Origin of the sequence: Sulfitobacter brevis (assembly GCF_900112755.1) — a bacterium.
GTDB classification, from domain to species: Bacteria; Pseudomonadota; Alphaproteobacteria; order Rhodobacterales; family Rhodobacteraceae; genus Sulfitobacter; species Sulfitobacter brevis.
Genome location: NZ_FOMW01000009.1, coordinates 179,799 through 203,173 on the forward strand (window position 1 = coordinate 179,799; position 23,375 = coordinate 203,173).

The window sequence follows — 23,375 nt, forward strand, 5'->3', positions numbered from 1 at the left end:
GTCGAAAGTGTCGTGAGATCCCATACTGACGAATGCGGCATTGTGTGTGAATGGCTGCTATCACCAGTGAGGCATAAACCTTCAACAACTCTTTGAGTTTTGAACAGGTAATGTGGCAGCGTCAAACGAGGTGATTTGTGGCTGCGCCGAAAGCGAGTGTTTTTGACACTCCTCAAAATGCCTAATCTCGTCTTTATAAACGCAGAGCTACTGCAATCCATAGCGGCAGCGTTATACAACTCAACAGCGTAGATTGCGCGATCAGTATAGAAGGAACTCGACGGTCCGCGCCGAAGGCACCTGCCAGAATATGCGCAGCCGATGCCGTCGGTAGCGCAGCAAAGACGATCATTAAAGCTACAAGTGCTGCATCGTCGGTCAAATGCGGTGCCACGATCCACACCGCAAATGGTAAAATCAACAGCTTGATTGCGTTTAACCCGCTACAGAACCTGTCCAGACGGAGGATGGCCTTCCAATCCATCGTGGCACCTATGGACAAAAGTGCCATGGGCACAGCTGCTTCAGACAGGCGTGACAGGGCTTGCACCGGGACTTTCGGCAAGGCGATACCGGATAGACCGACAGAAATACCAGCAAGACTGGCCAGCAGGAACGGGTTGGTGGCGATAGCGATGAGCCGTAATTTCCACCCCCCGCGTCCGCGAGACAAAGCACCGACAGCCAAGACATTCGCCACCGGAACGGCGAGGCCAATTGCGACAGACATTATTCCGGAAACAGCAGCGGGCATCGCAGACGCCGCGACAAAGGCAATTGCCGTGTTGAAGCGCCATGCGGTCTGCCATGTCCCTGCGAAGTCCAGAAATGACGCAGGTCCCCAAGAGCGCAATAGGAGCCCCAAGCCAAACCCCAACCCCATGACGGTCCAGACACCGACACCGACGGACGCGATCTCGGAGATGGCAATCGGGCGCACAGATGCAGAGACAAACAGGAGCGCGGGGAAAAGCACAAGAAAGTTCAGGCGGTCGATGCCAGCCCAGATGTCCGGCGCTATCCGTTTGCTGATCGCCCATCCGCCAAGGCCGGTTTGTGGCCCCCGATCGCCGCTGGTAGAAATCAAGGATCCGGGACAGGTGCGCTTGTCCCTGACGCAGATCGGGCCGCAGGCATAAAACTAACCGAGCAGTGAACCATTCGAGCCTGATCACGCGAAACTCGGGGCGCCCATGTGGTGCCCCTTTTTTATTGCCAGCGCCGATGTCGATGCTTCGTTGACACTGGCAGACCCACAGGCATCATGCGGCAACTCAGATAGCGGAGACCCCCATGACCCACGACGAGGCCCAAGCCCTGCTGCGCCAAATGCTGGTTGCTGCAATTGCCGCCGCCGACCCCGCTGTCGTATTGGCCCACCATCTGCCGGAACCCCCGAAAGGCCGCTGCATTGTGCTCGGCGCGGGCAAGGCTGCGGCTGCGATGGCACTGGCCGTTGAAAAAGCTTGGCCCGATGTCGATCTCGGTGGCGTGGTCGTGACCCGTTACGGTCATGCGGTACCAACCCGCCGGATCAAAGTGTTGGAGGCGTCCCATCCCGTTCCGGATACAGCGGGCGAAGCTGCAGCACGCGAAATCTATGCCGCAGCGCAGGCAGCAGGGCCGGATGATCTGGTCTTGGTGTTGATCTCGGGCGGTGGCTCGGCGTTGATGCCCTTGCCGGTATCGCCGCTGAGGCTGGCTGACAAGCAAGCGGTCAACCGTCTGCTGCTACGCTCGGGACTGGCGATCGACGAAATGAACAAGGTGCGCCGCCGCCTGTCCTGCATCAAAGGCGGCGGGCTGGCCCGCGCCGCAGCCCCCGCACGGGTCGTGACACTGGCAATTTCCGACGTACCCGGCGATGATCCCGCTGCCATTGCCTCAGGCCCCACAGTGCCAGACCCGACCGAGAGTGCAGACCTGTCCGGTATCGTTGCCGCACTTGGCCCGACCTTGCCCGATACGGTGCGCGACATTCTGCTGCGTGATCCGCAACAGGAGCCCCCCTTTGATGCAGACTACCGTCTGATCGCCACACCGATGATGGCGTTGCAAGCCGCCGCGAAGGTGGCAGAGGCGCATGGCGTCACCCCGCTGATCCTTGGCGATGCACTTGAAGGCGAGGCCCGCGAGCTTGGCACGATCATGGCTGGCATCGCGGTATCTGCAGCCACCCATTCGGTGCCGATCAAAGCGCCAGCGGTGCTGCTTTCGGGCGGGGAGACCACGGTCACAATTTCCGGTACGGCGGGCCGTGGCGGGCGCAATACCGAATTTCTGCTCTCGATGCTTGTGAGCCTTGAGGGGCATCCCGCCATCCACGCAATCGCCGCCGATACCGATGGCATTGATGGCACCGAAGATGCTGCCGGTGCTGCGATCAGCCCCCAAACCCTTGCCGCCTGCGCAACCGCAAATATCGATCCTGCGACGCATCTGCGCAACCATGACAGCTACCCGCTCTTCGACACACTTGGTCACCTCATCCGAACCGGCCCAACCCTCACCAATGTGAATGACTTCAGAGCGGTTCTTATTCTTTGACCCTGCGGGGGTCGCTAGGCAGGGGTCCCTTTACCAAACATCTGCCGTCACTCCCGATGGGCAATATCCACCCAGATCGGCAAATGGTCTGACGCCCGCCGTGTGGTCTCGTTATCTACAACCCCCGCCTGACGCTCTTCCAGTTTGCCATCCAACGCCATCCGGTCCAGCGAGGCGACAGGCAGCCGCGCGTGATAGGTTTTGCCCGGTGCGACAATGGTAAACCGCTTGGCCAACCGCCCCAACCCGGCTTTGTTGGACCATTCGTTCAGATCACCTGCGATCAAGGTCGGGCAGGGCGGACATTGCTCCAGATGCGCAAAGAGCGCCGAGAGCTGCTCCTTGCGCGATGGGCGCAACAGCCCCAGATGGGAGGCGATGACCCGCAGCGGTCTGCCTGCAACCTCGAGATGCGCCACCAAAGCGCCGCGCGGTTCGATCCCGGGCAGGTCTATATGGTCCACGCGGGTGGTCACCGTCCGCTCAGAGACCAGCACAGCGTTGCCATGCCAGCCGAGGCTGACCGCGCTTGGTGTCTCTACAGGGTGCAGTCCGGTCATGCTGCGCAACGTATTTGCATTGAGCGCGGAGGGCCGTGCGCCCATCCGCATATCAGCTTCCTGCAAAACCACGACATCGGCATGGAGGCTGGCAATCACCCTGAGGATCCGGTCAGGGTTGCGACGACGGTCGGTGCCAAGCGCTTTGCGGATATTATAGCTCGCAATGCGCAGGCATTCGGGGGCAATTTCAGGTGTCACAGGATCGGCGCTCCCAAGCGAAAGACGCCCTCGGCCAACCGCCGTCCGGCTCTGGGGGTAGGGCAGCCCTCTTCGGAGTGGTCCGAAAGTCCCTCAAACCAGGATGCTAGTTCCGCGACACTGCCGCCGTCATAGACAAACAGGGTCACCTCGAAATTCAAAAGCATGCTGCGCACGTCGAAATTGGCCGATCCGACATAGGCCAGATCGTCGATTACCCCGGCTTTGGCGTGAATCATGCCGGGCTGGTAGAACAGGATTTTGGCGCCGTTGCGTTCAAGTTCACGCAGGTATCCGCCGCGGGCGAAATCGGCGATGCGCTGGTTGGATTTGGCTGGCACCAATATCCGCACATCAACACCGCGCCGCGCTGCAATCAACAGCGCGGCGATCAGCCCTTCGGTGGGCACAAAATAGGGCGTCACAATCCAGATCCGCGATTGTGCGAGGTGGAGAGCGCGGAGCAGACCGTCATGCAGCGGGTCTTCCTTCACGTCTGGCCCTGACGGGACAAGTTGCACCGTCGCTGTCCCTCCAGAAGAAGGTGCACGCGGCACGGCAGGATTAAGCTCCTCGCCTGTAACCTCTTCCCAGTCAGAACGAAACACATCGCCAAAGCTTTGGACCGAAACGCCTTCGAGCAGATAGGCAAGGTCGGTCCATTGACCTTTTACCGGTGCAGGGGAAAAATAATGTTGGCCGACGTTCATCCCGCCTGCGAAAACCCGCAGCCCATCGGCAATCACCATCTTGCGGTGGTTGCGCAGGTTAAGATGCCCGCTGCCCGGAAGCTGGAGCAGCGGCGAGAAGAAGTGCATTTCGACCCCCGCGGCACGCAGACGTTTAAGGGCAGCTGAGGGGCCGATACCTGTTCCGAGCCGATCGAGCAGCAATCGCACACGAATACCGTCTTTTGCACGCGCGGCGAGTGCGTCCAGGAACTCTTCGCCAACCGGATCACGGGTGACGGTGTAAAACAGCGCATCAAGGGTGTGTTCGGCATCGTTTACGAGCTTTAACAGCGCGCCATGCGCCGCCTTGGCGGTGGGCAATAGCGTTAGGGATTGGCCGTTAAGCGCTGCGGGGAGACCAAACCGCTGGAAGGTTTCATCCATTGCATGCGCAGGCGGCGGGGGCGGACCGCCAGTATCCCCTTTCAGAAAATGTACCGGAGAGTAGCGGCTGCCTTGTTTGCGAAAGCCGAGGCCCAGAAATAGCGGCACCGCAAGCCAGGGCAGCACGATGAAGAACAACAGCCACGCCACGGCCGATTGCGGGGTGCGGCGCTGTTGCAAAATGACCACCGCGGCGATCAGCGTCATGACCACCACAATCACGATTTCGATGTGGGTGGTGAACCAATATAGCATCTTCGGCAAAGTCCTAGGTGATCAGATCACCTTGAGATGTAGATGATCTGCGCAGGGAGACAAGAGCGGCGAGCGGCCCGGGGCCTCGCCCCGCCAAGATACTTTTGGTCAGAAAGAGCAGTTAAACATTAGGCTGGGAGATGAATGTTAAAGGCTTGCCGCAGCTTTTGATCAGTGTTGGGATCGAACCTTGCGGCGGCGCGTTGTCCGAGGATTTCTTGTTTGCGCGCAACGGCTTTGGCGATCAGGTCGGGCTTGTCCTTTTCGGCCCATTCCTTGGGGGAGGTCCGATCTCCGAGGCGGGGATAGACGTGGTCTACTTCCATCCGGCTGAGCGTGGCTTCGGTGCCGAGATAATGGCCGGGGCCGCCGATACAAACTTGGCGCATCTGGTCCAGGGCGAGAGTTTCGTCATTCACCTCGATGCCGCGCACGCAACGCAGGGCTTGCCCGATGAGATCATCACCGAGAATAAGGGATTCGTGACAGAACCCGAGCAGGGAGGCATGCATACCCGCGGCTTCATAGACCATGTTAAGCCCTGAAAGCCCCGCCATGACGTTGGAGCACATCTGCTCCCATCCGGCCTGCATATCGGGGAGTTTGCTGTCGGCGATACCTGCGGCGGCGCCGCCGGGCAGGTCGTAAAACCGGTGCATCTGCGCGCAGCCTGCGGTGAGCAGCGCCTGTTCGCCGGAGCCACCCGTCATCGCGCCTGAGCGCAGGTCGAGCCCAAAGGGCCAAGTGCCAAAGATTGCAGGGTGGCCGGGCTTCACGGCATGAACATAGACCAGACCCGCCAGACATTCCGCAACCGCTTGCACGATTGCGCCCGCCACTGTTGAGGGGGCAGTGGCACCAGCCATGCCAGCAGAGAGTAGCAGGACCGGCATGCCGCCTTTGATCACCGCCTCCATCACCATGCAGGATTCGGTAGCGAATTTCATCGGTGGGACGACGAAGCAGTTGGAGTTGCTGACAAAAGGCCGTTCGCGCCATTTGTCTTCACCGCCCGCCATCATGTGCAGCATCTCGAAGGCTTTGGAGACATAGGCAGGATCGGTGAAAGATGTGCCGACGTGTTTTGTGGTGCCGGAGCAGACGGCATAGATCGTGTTGAGGTCCATCTCGAAGTTGTCGGGAATGTCACGGCAGACCATGGGGCGCTGCACGAAGTGGATATTGTCGAGCACATCGCAGATGCGGGCGGCATCGTGTAAATCCTGCACGCCACATTCGCGGTAATTGCGGCCTTCGACGTCCACCATATGGACGGCCGCCCCCGCAGTGCCGTAATGCACGCGGCTGCCCGACAGATCGAGATCGTGTCGGGGATCGCGGGCGCATAAAGTCACACTTCGGTTGGCTTTGGCCAATGTGTCTTCGACCAGCGCGCGGGGGAAGCGGATGCGCCCGTCGCTGCCTTGGATGGCACCCGCACCAGTGAGGTAGGCCACGCCCGAGGGGGGCGCATCGGCAAGCCCGATTTCTTCAAGCGCTTGCAGAGCCGCATGGTGTATGCGCTCGACATCGGCTTGGCTGAGCGGGTTATAAGTGCCGCCGGACATGCCGGGGCGCACGGGGCGAAGGTGCTGGGCCAAAGGCGCGGCGCGCGCAGCACGGCGCGCAGCGCGACCGCCGGTGCGAAGAGGAGATTGATCTGTCATGGTGTTTTCCGACTAAAGGGAATTTTGCAGGGTGGTTTATGCGCACCCAAGCGGTGCGCCACGAGCGGCGCGGCCGCGTTCCGCCCCGATGGTGCGGCTTACCCGTGCAATGATGCATAGATAAATATTCACTTGAGCACTCCCTGCTTTAGGGATGGTGCGAAAGCGCGGTGACAGCTTCTGTTCTGTTTGCGACGGGCCGTTCTGAATGCGACCCGTATCAACTGTTCCAGTCGGCAGGTTCCCGCCGGAACCTGTCGTAATTACGCAACAATTTGCCGAACACGGCTCTGTGATGTGCGAAACATGAAACCACTTCTTACCTGAGCGGTTGGGGATGTGATCCGACCATCAAGCGGTCGATCCTCAAAAACTTAATGCAGGAGCAGAAAATGCAACGCACGACTAAAATTTCGTCCCTCGCCCTCACAATCGCCACCGCTATGGGCGGCACCGCATATGCAGGCAGCCTTGCGGATGCACCGGTCGAAGCACCGGTATACGCACCCGCACCCATCGCACAGCCAGTGGTTGGCGATTGGACCGGTTTCTACACTGGTTTGAACCTCGGCTACGCTGACGTTGACGGCCCAGGCGCATTTGACGGCGACGACATGTCTTACGGTTTCCATGCTGGTTACGACTATGACTTCGGTCAGTTCGTTCTGGGTGGCGAACTTGAATATGACAAGACCGACCTCGATCTGGGCGGCAACGCCAATATCGACTCGATCGCCCGTGCGAAAATCAAAGGCGGCTACGACCTTGGTAACACATTGGTCTATGCAACAGCTGGTGCGGCCCGTGCCGACACAAGCTTTGGTGACGAAACAGGCAAGTTCGCCGGTGTTGGCGTCGCTTACAAAGTGACCGACCGCTACACCGTCGGCGCAGAACTGTTGGAGCACCGCTTTGACGATCTGGGCGGCGTCGCTGGCGCTGATGCAGACGCAACAACATTCAACCTGCGCGCTTCGATGCGCTTCTAATAGCGGATTGATTGCTGCCTGAAAAAGGTGGTCGGGCCGGAGCGTTTAAGCGCTCCGGCCCTTTTTTTGTCGTACAGGTGAAAAAACTGGCTGGATCTTAAGCCAGACCTTCAGCAAAGCTGCACAGGGTGCGCAATGCTGCCTCGAACGCAGCGTCTTCGATGGTCATTGCGACGCGGACGTGGCCCGCAGCTGCTGAGCCAAAGCTTTCACCCGGCATGACAGCGATATGGTGGGCAGTAAGCAAGTCGTTTGCAAACTCTTCCCCGCTGCGCCCCGTCGCGCGGATATCAAGCATCAGATACATCGCACCTTGCGCCGGCACTAAGGCGACCGCATTTTGCTGCGCCAGAACCTGCTTCGCCAGCGCGCGACGGCGGCGGAACGGCTCGGCGATTTCTTCCTCCAACGCGTCGCCCCGTGTGAGGGCAAATTCGGAGGCGTCCTGAATATAGCCCGGCACCCCGTAAGTGGTGTGGGTGGCAAGGTTGATCAGATGGGTGATGATCTCTTCGGGACCGACAATCCAGCCGCAGCGCGAACCTGTCATAGCGTGGGACTTTGACATCGAGCCGACGACAAGGGTGCGCTCGGCCATGTCTGGCAGGGCACGCGGGCTGATGTGCTCGCCTTCCCAGACTTGCGTGTCGTAAACCTCATCCGAAATCAGCCAAAGATCGTGTTGTTTACAAACATCAGCGATCCCTTCGAGCGTCGCTTGGGAATAAACGACGCCGGTCGGGTTGTTCGGCGAGTTGACCAGCAGCGATGTCGCGCTTGCGGCATAGGGGGTGATGTCACTGGCGCGGGGTTGAAAGGCATCTTCGGGGCGGGTGCGGATCACTTGGGGGATCGCACCTACGCCACGCAGGGTACCGGGGTAGGTGGCGTAGAACGGGTCAAGATAGAGTGCGGTATCACCGACATCGCAGGTCGCCATATGGGCAGCGAATAACGCGGCCTGTCCGCCGGGGGTGATTAAAACATTTCGACGTGTAGTCGGCACGCCAGTGCGTTTTTGAACCCGCGCTGCAACCGTGTCGCGCAGCGAGGTGGTGCCCGGAACGGCTGCATAACCGGTATGGCCGGCCATTGCGGCGCGGTGCATGTCTTGCAAGATCGGGGCTGCGGTTCGGATGTCGTGCTCACCGATGGTAAGTTCGGTCACCGCAGTGCCTTGCGCGATCATATCGCGGGCGCGGTTGAAGACGTCCCATCCATCCGAGCCGCCGCCGAGTAGTCCGCTGATCCGCTTTGATATTTGCATGCTGCACCTCCTGAGATTTGAAGCGGCAGGGACGCAGAGGCAGGGTATTTTGTCAATCGGCGTCGCGCAGCGCGGCGGAGGTTGACAGGTGCGCTGCACCCGGACCGTATGATATATTTAAGCTCAGAACGAGTGAAGACTTGGCGGCGCAGAGCGGTGTTGCTATGGTCGGCGGCATGAACATGCGTGCTGACATTATGTGCTGTACGATCTGCTGAGAGAACTCTCGCGGGCCGTTGTACATGTTTTCATCCAGACGAAACTATGCAAAGTCCGCGCAACACTTGCGTAAGGACGCCCGCGATGACCACGATCAAGCTGCATAACACCATGACGCGCCGCAAAGAGGCGTTTGTGCCGATCGATCCGCAGGACGTGCGGATGTATGTCTGCGGGCCGACAGTTTATGATCGGGCGCATCTGGGCAATGCGCGTCCGGTGATTGTGTTTGATGTGCTGTATCGGTTGTTGCGCCACGTCTATGGCGCGAACCATGTGAATTATGTGCGCAATTTCACCGATGTAGATGACAAGATTAACGCAAAGTCTGCGCAAACCGGCCGCGAGATCGGGGATATCACGGATGAGACGGTTTCGTGGTTTCTGGAGGATATGGCGCAGGTCGGGGCGCTGGAACCCAATGCAATGCCGCGGGCGACGCAGTATATTGTTCAGATGGTCGCGATGATCGAGGACCTGATTGCCCGTGGCCATGCCTATGCGGCGCAGGGGCATGTGCTGTTTTCGGTCGACAGTTACGCTCAGTATGGTGCGCTATCGGGGCGGTCAGTGGATGATATGATTGCTGGCGCGCGGGTAGAAGTCGCGCCCTACAAGCGTGATCCGATGGATTTTGTGTTGTGGAAACCGTCGGATGAGGCCACGCCGGGCTGGGAAAGCCCTTGGGGGCGCGGCCGTCCGGGCTGGCATATCGAGTGTTCGGCAATGGCGGCGGAACTGCTCGGTACACAGTTCGACATTCATGGCGGCGGCAATGACCTGCAGTTTCCGCATCACGAGAACGAAATCGCCCAGTCGCGCTGTGCCGGACACGGGTTTGCCAATGTGTGGCTGCACAACGAGATGTTGCAGGTTGAGGGGAAGAAGATGTCCAAATCCTTGGGCAATTTCTTTACCGTGCGGGACTTGCTGGATCAGGGCGTGCCCGGCGAGGTGATCCGCTTTGTGATGCTCTCGACGCATTATCGCAAGCCGATGGATTGGACAGAGAAGAAGCGGGTGGAAGCGGAACAAACGCTGAAGAAGTGGTTTCGTCAGATCGGACTTTCAACTGCCACGCTCGATGGGTCTGTTCATCGTGGGACTATCGAAGCAATCGCTGATGATCTGAACACGCCGGAAGTGATTTCCAACCTTCATGCGCTTTCCAATGCGGGTGATTTTTCCCAGCTAAGAAAATCACTGTATCTGCTGGGCCTGTTTGACGGACAGATACCGAAATGGGCCAGAGTGGAGGGTTTCAGTGATGCAGAGACTGGTCTGATCCGCGATCTTCTCAACAGGCGGGAGATTGCGCGGGGTGACCGCGACTTTGCCAAAGCCGATCTTTTGCGTGATGGGCTGCTGGATGCAGGCGTAGGAATTAAGGACACAGCCACTGAACCCGAATTTGAGCGACTGTCAAATTTCGACATTAACAAGCTTGATGGATTATGGGGCAGCTCATGACTGAGCGCCTCTACCTCTATGATACAACCCTGCGGGACGGCCAGCAGACCCAAGGCGTGCAATTTTCCACGGAAGAGAAGCGTGCGATTGCGACGGCGCTGGATGCCTTGGGGGTTGATTATATTGAAGGTGGCTGGCCCGGAGCGAACCCGACCGACAGTGCATTTTTCGACGATGCGCCCAAGACCCGTGCTTGCCTAACCGCTTTTGGCATGACCAAGCGCACTGGTATTTCAGCTCAGAATGACGACGTGCTGGCGGGTGTGTTGAATGCAGGCACACAGGCGGTTTGTCTGGTCGGCAAGACCCATGATTTCCATGTGACGACGGCGCTTGGCATCACCCTGGCGGAGAACGCCGAGAACATCGCCAAATCGGTGGCCCATCTGGTGGCGCAGGGCCGCGAGGCGCTGTTTGATGCCGAGCATTTCTTTGATGGCTACCGCGCCAATCCCGACTATGCGCTACAGACGATCCGCGCGGCCTATGATGCCGGTGCGCGGTGGATTGTGCTCTGTGATACCAATGGCGGCACCCTGCCAGCCGAGGTCGGGCGGATTACCTCTGAAGTGATCGAAGCGGGGATTCCGGGCGATTATTTGGGCATCCACACCCATAATGACACTGAAAATGCCGTTGCCTGCACTCTGGCTGCGGTTGATGCGGGCGCACGGCAAGTGCAGGGCACGCTGAATGGGTTGGGGGAGCGTTGTGGCAATGCCAATCTGACCGCTTTGATCCCGATTTTGCTGCTCAAAGAGCCTTACGCAAGCCGCTATGTGACCGGTGTCAGCCTGGACGCGCTTGAGGGTTTGACGCGCACCAGCAGGATGCTGGATGAAATCCTTAACCGCGTGCCGATGAAACAGGCGGCCTTTGTCGGTTCCTCTGCCTTTGCCCATAAGGCGGGGCTGCACGCCAGTGCGATCCTCAAAGATCCGACAACCTATGAACATATTGATCCTGCCGTAGTCGGTAATGTGCGGATCATTCCGATGTCCAACCAGGCGGGGCAGTCGAATTTGCGGCGACGCTTGGCTTCGGCAGGGCTGGAGGTTGCTTCGGGTGATCCGGCGCTGGCGCGTATCTTGGAAGAGGTGAAGGCACGCGAGTCCGAAGGCTATAGCTATGACACCGCGCAGGCCAGTTTCGAGTTGCTGGCGCGGGCAGCCTTGGGGCGGATGCCGGACCTCTTCGAGGTCAAGCGCTACCGTGTCACGGTGGAGCGGCGCAAGAACAAGTACGACAAGATGGTCAGCCTGTCCGAGGCCGTGGTGGTGGTGAAGGTGGACGGCGAGAAGCGTCTGTCCGTGAGCGAGTCGATGGATGAGGACGGCTCGGACCGTGGTCCGGTCAACGCGCTGTCCAAGGCGCTGGTGAAGGATTTGGGGCAGTATTCGTCGACTTTGGATGACATGCGACTGGTCGACTTCAAGGTGCGCATCACCCAAGGCGGAACCGAGGCGGTGACCCGCGTGATCATCGACAGCGAAGACGGGCAGGGGCAGCGGTGGTCCACCGTGGGTGTCTCCGCGAATATCGTGGATGCCTCTTTCGAGGCCTTGCTGGATGCGATCCGTTGGAAGCTGATCCGTGATACCAGCGCAGGGAAAACCGCATGACCGACACGTTGGCAGCTTTCTACACATTGCACCGCGATCTGCCACGCGAAGGACCGGGCGAGGCGGCAGATGTGGCTTGGGCGGCGCAGGCTGCGGGGTTGAAGGCGCGGGCCGAGATTGCCGATGTCGGCTGCGGCCCCGGCGGCGATGTGGCAGCGCTTTTGCAGGCCGCTCCGCAGGGGCATGTCACTGCCTTGGACAAGACCGAGCATTATGTGCAGGCCGCGCGCGCCCTTTGGCAGGCTGATCCGCGGGTTACGGTCTTGCAGGCTGATATGGCGCGGATCATGAATCCCTACGATATGATCTGGTGCGCGGGCGCGGTGTATTTTCTCGGCATCACCGAGGCGTTGAAGATGTGGCGCAAATCATTGCGGGCGGGCGGGGCAGTGGCCTTTAGCGAGCCTTGCTGGTTTACCGATAATCCTTCGTCCGAAGCGCAAGCCGTTTGGGCGGAATACCCGCAGATGACCAATGCTGCAGGCATTGCCCAACGTGTGACGGATGCAGGGTTTGGTGTGGTGGCGACGCGTAAGCTGTCTGATGCTGCTTGGGAGGCCTATTACGGGCCGCTAGAGGCGCGGATTGCGGCGCTGCGCCCGCAGGCAGATGCGGCGTTGCAGACAGTGTTAGGTGAGGCCGAGGCCGAAGCGGCAGCTTGGCGCAAACATCGCGACAGTTTTGGATATTTGCTGACGGTAGCCCGACCCCGATGAGTTTTGACGATGATCTGAATGCCTGCGCTGCATTGGTAGAGCGTGGCGATCCGCTGCGCTTTCGCGCGGCAATGGCAGCCCCTGTGGCAGCGCGGCGGCTGCTGTTCCCGCTCTATGCCTTTAATTTTGAGGTCGCCCGCGCTCCTTGGCTCACCAAGGAGTCGATGATTGCCGAGATGCGCCTGCAGTGGTGGCGCGATATCTGCACGCAGATTGCGCAGGGTGAGGCCGTGCGGCGGCATGAGGTGGCAACGCCATTGGCCAAGGCTGTGACGTCTGAGGATGCCGCATTGCTGGACGAGCTTGTCGCGGCGCGGCGCTGGGACATCTACCGCGACCCTTTTGAAGACACCGCGCATCTGGAACGTTATATCGACCAGACCTCGGGCAACCTGACTTGGGTGGCTGTGCGGCGCTTGGGCGCGGCGAATGAGGCAGTGGTACGCGATGCAGCCTATGCTGCGGGGATAGCGGGATGGCTCAAGGCGATCCCCGAGTTGGAGGCCGCGGGGCGGATACCGCTGCTGGATGGCACTGCCGATGGCCTGCGCGATCTGGCTGGCGGGGCGCTCAAGCGGCTAGAGAAAGCCCGCACCCGCCGCGGTGCCGTGTCCCGTGCGGCAGCGGTTGGGCTGCTTCACATTGGTGCGGCGGCACCAGTCTTGCGGGCGGCAATCGCCGATCCGCGTCGTGTGGCCTTGGATACGCTGCCCGATCCGGTGCAAGTGGACCGCTTGCGGATCGGCTGGCGGGCGTTGACGGGGCGTTGGTGATACCGACTTTACGCGGGCGGCCTTCAGGCTTTCAGCGGTCAAATTGCAGGTGCCCTGCACGAATGGCACGCAGATGCGCAAATCTTGGCCAATTTCCGCCCCGAACGGTCTTTCCATCCTGACACATCCGTGAAATAGCAAACCGCCAAGTGAACCCATGCCCCGGAGGTGAAAATGGAGATTCGTGAGGCCCTGACCTTTGACGATGTATTGCTGGTCCCAGGAGCGTCATCGGTACTGCCGTCAACAGCAGATACCCGCACCCATGTGACGCGCAGCATCGCTCTGAATATCCCGCTGTTGAGCTCTGCCATGGATACCGTGACAGAATCCCGCATGGCGATTGCCATGGCGCAGGCAGGCGGCATGGGCGTGATCCACCGCAACCTGACCGTTGACCAACAGGCGCAGGAAGTCAGACGCGTAAAGCGGTTTGAATCCGGTATCGTCTACAATCCGATCACCCTGCGGGCCGATCAGACCCTCGCGGATGCCAAAGCCCTCCAGGAGCGCTATAATGTAACTGGTTTTCCGGTGGTGGATGAAAGCGGCCGCGTGGTCGGCATTGTCACCAACCGGGACATGCGCTTTGCCTCGGATGACCGCACTCCTGTGCAGGTGATGATGAGCACTGATAATCTTGCGATCCTGCACGAACCAGCCGACCGCGACGAGGCGATCAGCCTGATGAAGGCCCGCCGTATCGAAAAACTGCTTGTGACCGACAAGGCGGGGAAATTGACCGGTCTGCTGACCCTCAAAGACACCGAACAGGCCGTGCTGAACCCGACAGCCTGCAAAGATGACTTGGGCCGTTTGCGGGTCGCAGCGGCAACCACGGTCGGCGACGCGGGCTTCGAGCGCTCCGAAGCTTTGATCGATGCCGGCGCCGATCTGATTGTGATCGACACTGCGCATGGTCACTCCGAAGGGGTCGCGCGGGCCGTTGAACGCCTGAAGAAGATCAATAGCTCTGTGCAGATCGTGGCAGGCAACGTTGCCACCGCCGAGGCTACTCGTGCACTCATCGGTGCCGGCGCAGACGCGATCAAGGTGGGGATCGGCCCAGGCTCGATCTGTACCACCCGTATGGTCGCAGGGGTAGGTGTGCCCCAGCTGACGGCGATCATGGATTGTGCGACAGCGGGCGGTGACACGCCGGTTATCGCTGACGGCGGCATCAAATTCTCAGGCGATTTTGCCAAGGCCATCGCCGCCGGGGCTTCCTGCGCTATGGTCGGCTCGATGATCGCAGGCACCGACGAATCCCCCGGCGAGGTCATCTTGTATCAGGGCAGAAGCTTCAAAAGCTATCGCGGTATGGGCAGCCTTGGCGCAATGGCCAATGGCTCAGCCGACCGGTATTTCCAGAAGGACGCCGCTTCGGACAAGCTGGTGCCTGAAGGTATCGAGGGTCAGGTTGCGTATAAGGGTAGTGCTGCCGCTGTGGTGCACCAGATGGTCGGCGGTTTGCGCGCGGCGATGGGGTATACCGGCTGTGCGACGGTGCCCGAGATGCGCAAAAACTGCAGTTTCGTGAAAATCACCGGTGCGGGGCTGAAAGAAAGCCATGTGCATGACGTGCAAATCACCCGCGAATCTCCCAACTACCGGATCGGATAAAGTACCGTGATTAGTTCCAGATTGATAATCGCCACCGCTGTGGGCGCAACGTGACCCCGGGCGCGCGGGTCTCGGCCGCGATAGAAGTTTTAGCCGTAATGGAAGACGGACTTGCCGCAGAGCAGGCCCTGACCCGTTGGGCGCGCAACAGCCGCTTTGCAGGGTCCAAGGACCGTGCGGCAGTGCGCGACCACGTCTTTGACGTTTTGCGGAGCAAACTGACGGCCGCGCAACTGGGTGGCGGCGCTTCGCCGCGCGCGCTGCTGATCGGCAATCTCCGCGCGCAAGGCATTGATCTGGAAACAATCTTTAACGGTGTCGGGCATGCGCCTGTACCGCTCAGCGAAGACGAGCAAATCGTGCCCGCCGCCACGCATGATCCAGCGATTACGTGGAACCTGCCAGCCTGGCTGACACCGCTTTTTGAGGCGGGATTGGGAGACAGCGCGGCTGCGACGGCAATGGCGCTGCAATCGCGTGCCCCGATCACGTTGCGGGTCAATCTGGCGCGGATCACGCCCTTGGCCGCGCAGGAGATGCTGCAGAGTGAAGGCGTCGAAACCATTGATAATCCGCTTTGTTTCGGCGCGCTAACTGTGACGGATGGACAACGCAAGATCAGGAACTCCCAAGGATATCTTGAAGGTCTGGTCGAGTTTCAGGACGCCGCAAGCCAAGCCGTTGTCGGCATTATGCCGCAAGGTGGCACGGTGCTGGATTACTGCGCAGGCGGCGGTGGTAAGGCTTTGGCGCTGGCGATGGACAGCACGCGAAAGGTCTTTGCCCATGACGTCAACTCTGGCCGGCTAGCTGATTTGCCGCCACGTGCCGAACGCGCCGAGGCCGAAGTGGCCATACTGGAGACAGTAGACCTTTCCACTGCCGCGCCATTCGACGTGGTTTTATGCGATGCGCCCTGCTCCGGCTCGGGCGCGTGGCGCCGCGCGGCGGAGGCGAAGTGGAACTTGACGCCCGAACGCCTAGAAGAATTGACTAAAATTCAGGATGAAATCTTGGACGATGCGGCAAAACTGGTCGGCCAGGAGGGGCTTTTGGCCTATGCCACTTGTTCGGTGTTCAAGTCCGAGAACGAAGATCGCATTGCCGCATTCCATGCCCGCAATTCAGGCTGGGAGACCAAGCTTTCGCGGCGCTTTTCGGTCGACGCTTGGGGTGACGGATTTTTCACGGCGCATCTTGTGCGTGTTTAAAACCATAAATCTGCACTTTTAGGCAGCAATCCTAGGATGGTTAAGCGCTGGTTAACCCTTATCGCATGTAAATGCGGTAAGGATTCGACCAACTGAGGCCTCTTTGCAGCAGGCAGCGCCCATTATCGTGGCATCGGCAGAACCCATGCCGGGCCCATCCCCTGAACTCAAGCGGGTTCGGACCCTCATCGTGCTTGCTGTGGTTCTGGGAACCTCGGCCCTTCTTGTTCCGCACCAACTTGTTGCGCTGGGGCTCACGGCAACTGCTGCAACCCTGATCGTGCTGGCATGGGCATTGGGCATCCGCAGCCGCGCGAGCAGCCGTAAAAAGATGTTGGATTTCAATGCAGTCCTGAAGTTTATTGAAAAAGATTGTGCCTCGGCTTTCGTGACCTCCTCCGATGGCCGGATTTTGTCGCGCAATGATATTGCGCGCGATGAATTCCCCGATCTCGAACACGATACCTTGGCAGCTGCCTTGCAGACGACATTTGCCAACCCCAGCGGCATTATTTTCCGGCTGCAATCCAAGGCTGGCCATACTGGTGCCGCGCGAGAGGATATCGTTACGAGGTCGGGCCACGTCAGGCTTTCGGTGCATGAAATGGAGCGCCACAAGTATATCTGGCGATTTGAGAAAATGGTGGACCAACAGACCCGCCGCAACCGGCCGGATGCAGTAAACCTGCCAATGATCACCGTGGGCCGGACGGGGGCGATCCTGTTTATGAACGATGCTGCGCGCGCGTTAATAGGCTCAAGGATCAAGTCGCTCGACCGGTTGTTTACCAATTTGCCTCCCGTATCCGGATCGGTGACGGAAATTTCAACAACTTTAGGCAAACGCAACGTGATCCTTTCCGAGGTAGCGGCCGGAGCCGGGCGCCGTGCGCTTTATCTTTTACCTGCGTCACCGGGCGATGTGGGCGATGTCGGATGGCATGCTTTCGAGGACCTGCCCGTGCCTTTGATCAAAGTGTCTCCGGAAGGTGCTGTAACTGCATTTAACGCAACTGCGTCGCGACTTATCGGCGTTTCGCTGGAAACAGACGTAAATCTTTCAAAACTTATGGAGGGGCTGGGCAGGCCTATTGCCGATTGGCTCGCGGATACGCTTGCAGGCAAACTGGTTCAGAAGTCAGAGTTCCTTCGTCTGACCCGCGAGGATCGCGAAGTATTCGTACAGGTTTCGCTTAACCGTGTGACTGAAAACGGCGCACCAGCGCTGATCGCCGTATTGAGCGATGCGACCGAATTAAAAACGCTTGAAGCGCAATTTGTCCAAAGTCAGAAAATGCAGGCGATTGGCCAGCTTGCGGGCGGTGTCGCGCATGATTTCAATAACTTGCTCACGGCAATTTCCGGCCATTGCGATCTGCTGCTTCTGCGCCACGATCAGGGCGATCCGGATTATGCGGACCTGATGCAGATTAACCAGAATGCCAATCGTGCGGCGGCTTTGGTCGGACAGCTACTGGCATTTTCACGCAAACAGACTCTGCGCCCTGAAACCTTGGATTTGCGGGACACGCTGGCAGACCTAACGCACCTTTTGAATCGATTAGTCGGAGAAAAGGTAACTTTAACGCTCAGCCACGATCCCGTACTGCAACCGATCCGCGCTGACAAACGTCAGTTAGAACAGGTGTTGATGAACTTGGTGGTCAATGCGCGCGATGCCATGCCCGCCGGCGGGGAAATAAAAATCATCACAGAATGTCTAGACCTCATTGAACCCTTAACTCGTGATAGGGTCACGATGCCGACGGGCCGATATGTGACGGTTCAAGTGTGCGATGATGGTGTCGGTATCGCGCCGGACAAGCTTCAGAAAGTCTTTGAGCCGTTTTTCACAACCAAGCGCACCGGCGAGGGCACAGGTCTCGGACTGTCGACAGCATACGGGATCATCAAGCAAACGGGCGGGTTTATCTTCGTGGATAGTAAGGTGGGTGCAGGCACAGTCTTTACGTTGTATTTCCCGGTCCTGGATGCACCTGAGCTTACCACTTCGGTCGTGCGCGCGCCCACTCCGCATCCCCTTTTGGGACAGGCTGACGGCGTGGTTCTCCTGGTGGAAGACGAAGCATCAGTGCGCGCCTTTGCTAGCCGAGCTTTAAAATTGCGCGGCTATACGGTGCTCGAAGCCGAATCTGCCGAGGCAGCGCTAAAGACACTTGAAGACCAGAATCTTGTGATTGACGTCTTTGTAACCGACGTGGTTATGCCCGGTATGGATGGTCCGACTTGGGTACGGGAAGCATTGAAAGCCCGCCCTGAGGTGCGAGTGGTTTTTGTTTCGGGCTATGCTGAAGACAGCTTTGGCGAAAGCCAGCGAAAAATCCCGAACTCGGTGTTCCTACCGAAGCCTTTCTCCCTGAGTGATCTAACCGAGACCGTGCACAACCAGCTCCATTAGCTAGAAACACAGGCAAATCTAGGCGATTGATTCGTACAGTTCAAACTCTTCGGGGAATTTCCGCCTGAACCGTGTTTTGACATCATCGGAGAGGGCAAGCGGCATAGCAGGCGAAACATTTTCCCGCTTCAGATCAAGTGTGACGCCCAATCGATCTTGAAGGAATACCTGCAACCGCGGCTGGTCTTCATAGCGAAAGTAATGGGTAATCGAGGTACCGTTCGGCTGCCCCTTCATAAAATTATACTGGCTGCCGACATCCGCAAAACCAGGTTTGTTGCCTTTCATATAGGCCAGCACAAAATCATCGAAACTGATGCCATGGGTGCTGTTGTCTTTGCCCTCCATAAACGGGCGCTGGCGATAGCGGTACCAGCTGCCAAGCCAGCTCACCGGTTCGCGCATGACCGCCATCAACTCAAGTTCTACGTCACATACCTTAAGGAACATCGGGCGAATAAACCGGTTATAGCGATATACGGGCGCGTGTTTCAGCATCGGCGGCTCGGAGATCACCATATCGGCGCGCGGCGCGAGCGCCGCTTCATAGGCGGTCGTGCCGGTTTTCGGCACAGAAAGAAACGCCAGTCGTTCTTTAAAGAAAACAAGCATCTGGTCTCTCCTGTGTGATGTCTAAAAATATTCGGTTTGCGTAAACTACTTCTTAACCAACACTGTAAAAAGATGGCAGTACAATTATTTAGATTGAAATGTTCTTCTTTTGGTCTCATATGGAACATTAGAAGAACAAAAGCCAGTGTGTCCTGCTTCGGCGATTGCCGCGGCGGTTGCACTATGACACTAAGGGGTTAGGCAAAATGGCAATGGCAGATCTTTTGACAATGACCGATAAAAAAGCAGCGGAAAAACAAAAAGCGCTTGATAGTGCATTGGCCCAGATCGAACGTCAGTTCGGCAAGGGATCCATCATGAAGCTGGGCGCCGAAGGTGCGGTTCAGGACATCACCGCGAGTTCTACGGGCTCGCTGGGGCTGGATATCGCTCTGGGGATTGGCGGATTGCCAATGGGCCGGATCATCGAAATTTATGGTCCTGAATCTTCGGGTAAAACCACGCTGACGCTGCATTGTGTGGCGGAGCAGCAGAAAAAGGGCGGGGTTTGCGCCTTTGTTGATGCTGAGCACGCACTTGACCCGCAGTATGCCAAGAAACTTGGCGTTGATATTGACGAACTGCTGATCTCGCAGCCTGACACAGGCGAACAAGCGCTCGAAATCACCGACACATTGGTGCGCTCTGGTGCTGTGAACATGGTTGTTGTCGATTCCGTCGCAGCACTGACTCCCAAGTCTGAACTCGAAGGGGAAATGGGCGACAGCAGCGTTGGCGTGCAGGCCCGTTTGATGAGCCAGGCCATGCGCAAATTGACTGGATCGATCAGCCGGTCCAATTGCATGGTGATCTTCATCAACCAGATCCGCATGAAAATCGGAGTGATGTTCGGCTCTCCCGAGACCACGTCAGGCGGCAACGCGCTGAAATTCTACTCCTCTGTCCGGTTGGATATCCGCCGTATCGGGTCGCTAAAGGATCGCGACGAGGTTGTTGGCAACGCCACTCGGGTGAAGGTCGTTAAAAACAAGGTTGCCGCGCCATTCAAACAGGTTGAATTCGACATCATGTACGGCGAAGGCATCTCCAAGATGGGCGAGTTGATTGATCTCGGGGTCAAAGCTGGCGTCGTCGATAAATCGGGTTCTTGGTACAGCTATGGTGATGAGCGTATCGGGCAGGGACGTGAGAACGCCAAGCAGTTCCTGAAGGACAATGCAGCGATGGCAATTGAGATCGAAGATAAAATCCGTGCGGCGCACGGGCTTGATTTTGCAGGCTCGAAGGATGACGCGGTTCTCGAAAGCTAGCGGCGCTGCGCGGGTCTTGCGCTTTATAAGTCGGCCCGTGCGTACCTTGATATAAATCTATACCGAAAAGGGCGTGCCAATGGTGCGCCCTTTTTGCATGGGACCCTGTGGACAGCACGGGAGCGTGGGGGTATTCGGAAGGCTGATCCTTTTGATGCCGAGAAGGCCCTGAATATGATGAACCTCAACGACATCCGCTCCACTTTCCTTTCCTATTTTGACAGGCAAGGGCATCAGGTGGTGTCTTCAGGCCCGCTGGTACCCCGCAACGACCCCACACTGATGTTTGCAAACTCAGGCATGGTGCAGTTCAAAAACCTGTTCACCGGTGTCGAAACCCGCGATTATGTGCGTGCGACCTCGGCCCAGAAATGTGTACGCGCAGGCGGCAAACACAACGATCTCGACAATGTTGGCTATACCGCACGGCACCATACGTTCTTTGAGATGCTCGGCAACTTCAGCTTTGGCGATTATTTCAAGGCAGAGGCCATTGCCTTTGCGTGGGAACTACTGACCAAGGAATTTGGCATTGATGCCAATCGCTTGCTGGTAACGGTTTATCATACGGATGAGGAAGCAGCACAAATCTGGAAGAAGGTCGCAGGCCTGCCCGAAGAGCGGATCATCCGCATTGGCACCGACGATAACTTCTGGCGGATGGGGCCAACCGGTCCCTGCGGTCCGTGCACCGAGATTTTCTATGACCATGGCGATCACATCCCCGGTGGCCCTCCGGGCAGCCCCGATGAGGATGGCGATCGGTTCATCGAGATCTGGAATATCGTGTTCATGCAGAATGAACAGTTTGAAGACGGCACCATGCGGCCCCTCGAAATGCAGTCGATTGATACCGGCATGGGGTTGGAGCGGATTGGCGCGTTGCTGCAAGGCAAGCATGACAACTATGACACCGATACGCTGCGTAGTTTGATTGAGGCCAGCGGCCACGCAACCCACAGCGATCCGTTTGGGGCCGGCAATGTGCACCACCGCGTTATCGCCGACCACCTGAGGGCGACTTCGTTTTTGATCGCGGACGGCGTGATGCCGGCCAATGACGGGCGCGGCTACGTTTTGCGGCGCATCATGCGGCGTGCGATGCGCCACGCCCACCTGCTCGGCACGAAAGATCCGGTGATGTACCAACTGGTGCCCGCGCTCGTCCGCCAGATGGGCTCGGCCTATCCCGAGCTTGGACGCGCACAGGCGTTGATCACCGAAACGCTTGAACTGGAAGAAACCCGTTTCAAGCAGACGCTTGAGCGTGGGCTGAAGCTGCTCGACGACGAAATGAGCAGCCTTCCTGCCGATGCCGATTTGCCCGGTGCGGCTGCGTTCAAGCTTTATGATACCTTCGGTTTCCCGCTTGATCTGACGCAGGACGCCTTGCGTGAAAAAGGCCGTGGCGTCGATACGGCGGGTTTTGATGCCGCAATGGCCGAACAAAAGGCCAAGGCCCGCGCGGCTTGGTCGGGTTCGGGCGAAGCGGCAGATGCGACCGTGTGGTTTGATGTGGCTGACAAACACGGCACCACAGATTTCCTCGGCTATGACACCGAAACCGCCGAGGGCCAGTTGGTCGCGATTGTGGTCGAGGGCGAGCTGGCCAAGATAGCTGGTAAAGGCACGTCAGTGCATATCGCGCTGAACCAGTCACCGTTCTATGCTGAATCCGGCGGGCAGATCGGCGATACAGGGATCATCACCACCGAAACCGGCAAGATTGAGGTTACTGACACCCGTAAGACCGCTGGTGTCTTTGCCCATATCGGCAAGGTCGTCGAAGGCGAAGTTAAAACAGGTCAGGCAGCTTTGCTTGAGGTCGACAATGCCCGTCGGTCTTCGATCCGAGCCAATCACTCCGCCACACACCTGTTGCACGAGGCGCTGCGGGGCGCCTTAGGCGATCATGTGTCACAGCGCGGCTCGCTGAATGCGGCGGATCGTTTGCGCTTTGACTTTAGCCACACCAAGGCTCTCACTGCCGAGGAACTCTCAAAGGTCGAGCGGGAGGTCAATGAATACGTCCGCCAGAACTCGCCTGTCGAGACACGGATTATGACGCCCGACGATGCTCGTGGCCTTGGCGCGCAGGCGCTGTTTGGCGAGAAATACGGCGATGAAGTGCGGGTGGTTTCAATGGGCCGTCAGGACGGCTCGGGCAAGGGCGCAGATAAAACCACCTATTCACTGGAGCTTTGCGGCGGTACCCATGTGCGCCAGACTGGCGACATTGGCGCGTTTGTCCTGCTTGGCGATTCTGCCAGCAGTATGGGTGTACGCCGGATCGAAGCCTTGACGGGCCAAGAAGCCCTGACATGGCTGCGTGATCAGCAATCGAAGCTCGCGCAGACCGCCGAGAGCCTGAAAACCGCCCCAGCGGATGTGCCGGATCGGGTGCGTGCATTGCTGGATGAACGTAAAGCTCTGAACAACGAGATCGCCCAGTTGCGCCGTGAAATGGCAATGTCGGGCGGTGCCTCCTCCGGTGGGGCAGAGCCGCGCGACGTGGGCGGCATTTCGTTCATCGCGCAGGTCGTTTCCGGCATTTCCGGCAAGGATTTGCCCGCGCTGGTCGACGAGCATAAATCGCGTTTGGGTTCCGGCGCTGTTTTGTTGATCGCTGATACCGGCGGTAAGGCCGCCGTTGCTGCTGGCGTTACCAAAGACTTGACCACCCGCATTTCGGCGGTGGATCTGCTGAAAGCCGCGGTGGCCGAATTGGGTGGCAAAGGCGGTGGTGGTCGTCCCGATATGGCCCAGGGCGGCGGACAAAGTGCAGAAAATGCGGAGGCTGCAATCGCGGCCGCCGAAAACATCTTGAAAGGATAAATC

At 58.6% G+C, this 23,375-nt stretch carries 17 protein-coding genes; 11 read left to right on the plus strand and 6 right to left on the minus strand.

Annotation, left to right across the window (positions count from 1 at the left end; all coding sequences use genetic code 11):
- Window positions 1–193 precede the first annotated feature (193 nt).
- Entirely contained in the window at window positions 194–1,087 is an 894-nt protein-coding gene (locus tag BM174_RS13650) for an AEC family transporter (protein WP_093924406.1), read from the minus strand.
- A gap of 206 nt (window positions 1,088–1,293) precedes the next feature.
- Between BM174_RS13650 and BM174_RS13655 the strand changes: the two genes are divergently transcribed.
- A complete protein-coding gene (locus tag BM174_RS13655; RefSeq protein WP_093924407.1) occupies window positions 1,294–2,547 on the plus strand; it encodes a glycerate kinase type-2 family protein in 1,254 nt (417 codons plus the stop codon).
- A 47-nt stretch (window positions 2,548–2,594) separates the two neighbouring features.
- Here the strand turns inward: BM174_RS13655 and BM174_RS13660 are convergent, their stop codons facing one another.
- The 3 genes from BM174_RS13660 to BM174_RS13670 form a co-directional block, all read right to left on the minus strand.
- Complete coding sequence (locus tag BM174_RS13660) at window positions 2,595–3,308, minus strand: endonuclease/exonuclease/phosphatase family protein (protein WP_093924408.1); 714 nt, start codon at window positions 3,306–3,308, stop codon at window positions 2,595–2,597.
- Entirely contained in the window at window positions 3,305–4,678 is a 1,374-nt protein-coding gene (locus BM174_RS13665) for a phospholipase D-like domain-containing protein (protein WP_093924409.1), read from the minus strand. Before BM174_RS13665 ends, BM174_RS13660 begins: the two co-directional genes overlap by 4 nt.
- A gap of 128 nt (window positions 4,679–4,806) precedes the next feature.
- Complete coding sequence (locus BM174_RS13670) at window positions 4,807–6,345, minus strand: trimethylamine methyltransferase family protein (protein ID WP_093924410.1); 1,539 nt, start codon at window positions 6,343–6,345, stop codon at window positions 4,807–4,809.
- Window positions 6,346–6,737: 392 nt separating this feature from the next.
- Here BM174_RS13670 and BM174_RS13675 point away from each other — a divergent pair, with 392 nt between their 5' ends.
- Window positions 6,738–7,334, plus strand: coding sequence for an outer membrane protein (locus BM174_RS13675; RefSeq protein WP_093924411.1), 597 nt, complete (start codon window positions 6,738–6,740; stop codon window positions 7,332–7,334).
- A gap of 97 nt (window positions 7,335–7,431) precedes the next feature.
- On the opposite strand, the gene BM174_RS13680 is transcribed toward BM174_RS13675, so the two are convergent.
- Window positions 7,432–8,601, minus strand: coding sequence for a pyridoxal phosphate-dependent aminotransferase (locus BM174_RS13680; protein ID WP_093924412.1), 1,170 nt, complete (start codon window positions 8,599–8,601; stop codon window positions 7,432–7,434).
- Window positions 8,602–8,904: 303 nt separating this feature from the next.
- Here BM174_RS13680 and cysS point away from each other — a divergent pair, with 303 nt between their 5' ends.
- The 7 genes from cysS to BM174_RS13715 all read left to right on the plus strand — a co-directional run bounded on the left by cysS (window position 8,905) and on the right by BM174_RS13715 (window position 18,654).
- Window positions 8,905–10,290, plus strand: coding sequence for a cysteine--tRNA ligase (gene cysS, locus BM174_RS13685; protein WP_093924413.1), 1,386 nt, complete (start codon window positions 8,905–8,907; stop codon window positions 10,288–10,290).
- Window positions 10,287–11,912: a citramalate synthase gene (cimA, locus tag BM174_RS13690; RefSeq protein WP_093924414.1), complete on the plus strand. Its 1,626-nt coding sequence runs from the start codon at window positions 10,287–10,289 to the stop codon at window positions 11,910–11,912. The genes cysS and cimA overlap by 4 nt, the downstream gene beginning before the upstream one ends.
- On the plus strand, window positions 11,909–12,628 hold the full coding sequence (locus BM174_RS13695; RefSeq protein WP_177209488.1) for a class I SAM-dependent methyltransferase: 720 nt from the start codon (window positions 11,909–11,911) through the stop codon (window positions 12,626–12,628). The genes cimA and BM174_RS13695 overlap by 4 nt, the downstream gene beginning before the upstream one ends.
- Window positions 12,625–13,401 (plus strand): squalene/phytoene synthase family protein, encoded by a 777-nt coding sequence (locus tag BM174_RS13700; RefSeq protein WP_093924415.1) that lies wholly within the window; start codon window positions 12,625–12,627, stop codon window positions 13,399–13,401. Before BM174_RS13695 ends, BM174_RS13700 begins: the two co-directional genes overlap by 4 nt.
- A gap of 174 nt (window positions 13,402–13,575) precedes the next feature.
- Window positions 13,576–15,024 carry an IMP dehydrogenase gene (guaB, locus tag BM174_RS13705; protein WP_093924416.1) on the plus strand — a complete coding sequence of 483 codons (1,449 nt, stop codon included), beginning with the start codon at window positions 13,576–13,578 and terminating at the stop codon, window positions 15,022–15,024.
- A 98-nt stretch (window positions 15,025–15,122) separates the two neighbouring features.
- Window positions 15,123–16,235 carry an RsmB/NOP family class I SAM-dependent RNA methyltransferase gene (locus tag BM174_RS13710; protein ID WP_342742067.1) on the plus strand — a complete coding sequence of 371 codons (1,113 nt, stop codon included), beginning with the start codon at window positions 15,123–15,125 and terminating at the stop codon, window positions 16,233–16,235.
- A gap of 145 nt (window positions 16,236–16,380) precedes the next feature.
- On the plus strand, window positions 16,381–18,654 hold the full coding sequence (locus BM174_RS13715; protein WP_093924457.1) for a hybrid sensor histidine kinase/response regulator: 2,274 nt from the start codon (window positions 16,381–16,383) through the stop codon (window positions 18,652–18,654).
- Window positions 18,655–18,672: 18 nt separating this feature from the next.
- On the opposite strand, the gene BM174_RS13720 is transcribed toward BM174_RS13715, so the two are convergent.
- Complete coding sequence (locus tag BM174_RS13720) at window positions 18,673–19,266, minus strand: gamma-glutamyl kinase (RefSeq protein WP_093924418.1); 594 nt, start codon at window positions 19,264–19,266, stop codon at window positions 18,673–18,675.
- A 206-nt stretch (window positions 19,267–19,472) separates the two neighbouring features.
- Between BM174_RS13720 and recA the strand changes: the two genes are divergently transcribed.
- The gene (gene recA / locus BM174_RS13725; RefSeq protein ID WP_093924419.1) at window positions 19,473–20,537 is read left to right on the plus strand and encodes a recombinase RecA; all 1,065 of its coding nucleotides are present in this window, start codon (window positions 19,473–19,475) and stop codon (window positions 20,535–20,537) included.
- A gap of 174 nt (window positions 20,538–20,711) precedes the next feature.
- The gene (alaS, locus tag BM174_RS13730; protein ID WP_093924420.1) at window positions 20,712–23,372 is read left to right on the plus strand and encodes an alanine--tRNA ligase; all 2,661 of its coding nucleotides are present in this window, start codon (window positions 20,712–20,714) and stop codon (window positions 23,370–23,372) included.
- Window positions 23,373–23,375 lie beyond the last annotated feature (3 nt).

Bases quoted from the DNA above. Each gene is read 5' to 3' on its own strand.
- BM174_RS13700 (WP_093924415.1), top strand. From the start codon at position 12,625: ATGAGTTTTGACGATGATCTGAATGCCTGCGCTGCATTGGTAGAGCGT.
- BM174_RS13675 (WP_093924411.1), top strand. From the start codon at position 6,738: ATGCAACGCACGACTAAAATTTCGTCCCTCGCCCTCACAATCGCCACC.
- BM174_RS13695 (WP_177209488.1), top strand. From the start codon at position 11,909: ATGACCGACACGTTGGCAGCTTTCTACACATTGCACCGCGATCTGCCA.
- BM174_RS13665 (WP_093924409.1), bottom strand. From the start codon at position 4,678: ATGCTATATTGGTTCACCACCCACATCGAAATCGTGATTGTGGTGGTC.
- BM174_RS13655 (WP_093924407.1), top strand. From the start codon at position 1,294: ATGACCCACGACGAGGCCCAAGCCCTGCTGCGCCAAATGCTGGTTGCT.
- recA (WP_093924419.1), top strand. From the start codon at position 19,473: ATGGCAATGGCAGATCTTTTGACAATGACCGATAAAAAAGCAGCGGAA.
- guaB (WP_093924416.1), top strand. From the start codon at position 13,576: ATGGAGATTCGTGAGGCCCTGACCTTTGACGATGTATTGCTGGTCCCA.
- cimA (WP_093924414.1), top strand. From the start codon at position 10,287: ATGACTGAGCGCCTCTACCTCTATGATACAACCCTGCGGGACGGCCAG.
- BM174_RS13670 (WP_093924410.1), bottom strand. From the start codon at position 6,345: ATGACAGATCAATCTCCTCTTCGCACCGGCGGTCGCGCTGCGCGCCGT.
- BM174_RS13680 (WP_093924412.1), bottom strand. From the start codon at position 8,601: ATGCAAATATCAAAGCGGATCAGCGGACTACTCGGCGGCGGCTCGGAT.
- cysS (WP_093924413.1), top strand. From the start codon at position 8,905: ATGACCACGATCAAGCTGCATAACACCATGACGCGCCGCAAAGAGGCG.
- BM174_RS13710 (WP_342742067.1), top strand. From the start codon at position 15,123: ATGGAAGACGGACTTGCCGCAGAGCAGGCCCTGACCCGTTGGGCGCGC.
- BM174_RS13720 (WP_093924418.1), bottom strand. From the start codon at position 19,266: ATGCTTGTTTTCTTTAAAGAACGACTGGCGTTTCTTTCTGTGCCGAAA.
- BM174_RS13715 (WP_093924457.1), top strand. From the start codon at position 16,381: ATGCCGGGCCCATCCCCTGAACTCAAGCGGGTTCGGACCCTCATCGTG.
- alaS (WP_093924420.1), top strand. From the start codon at position 20,712: ATGATGAACCTCAACGACATCCGCTCCACTTTCCTTTCCTATTTTGAC.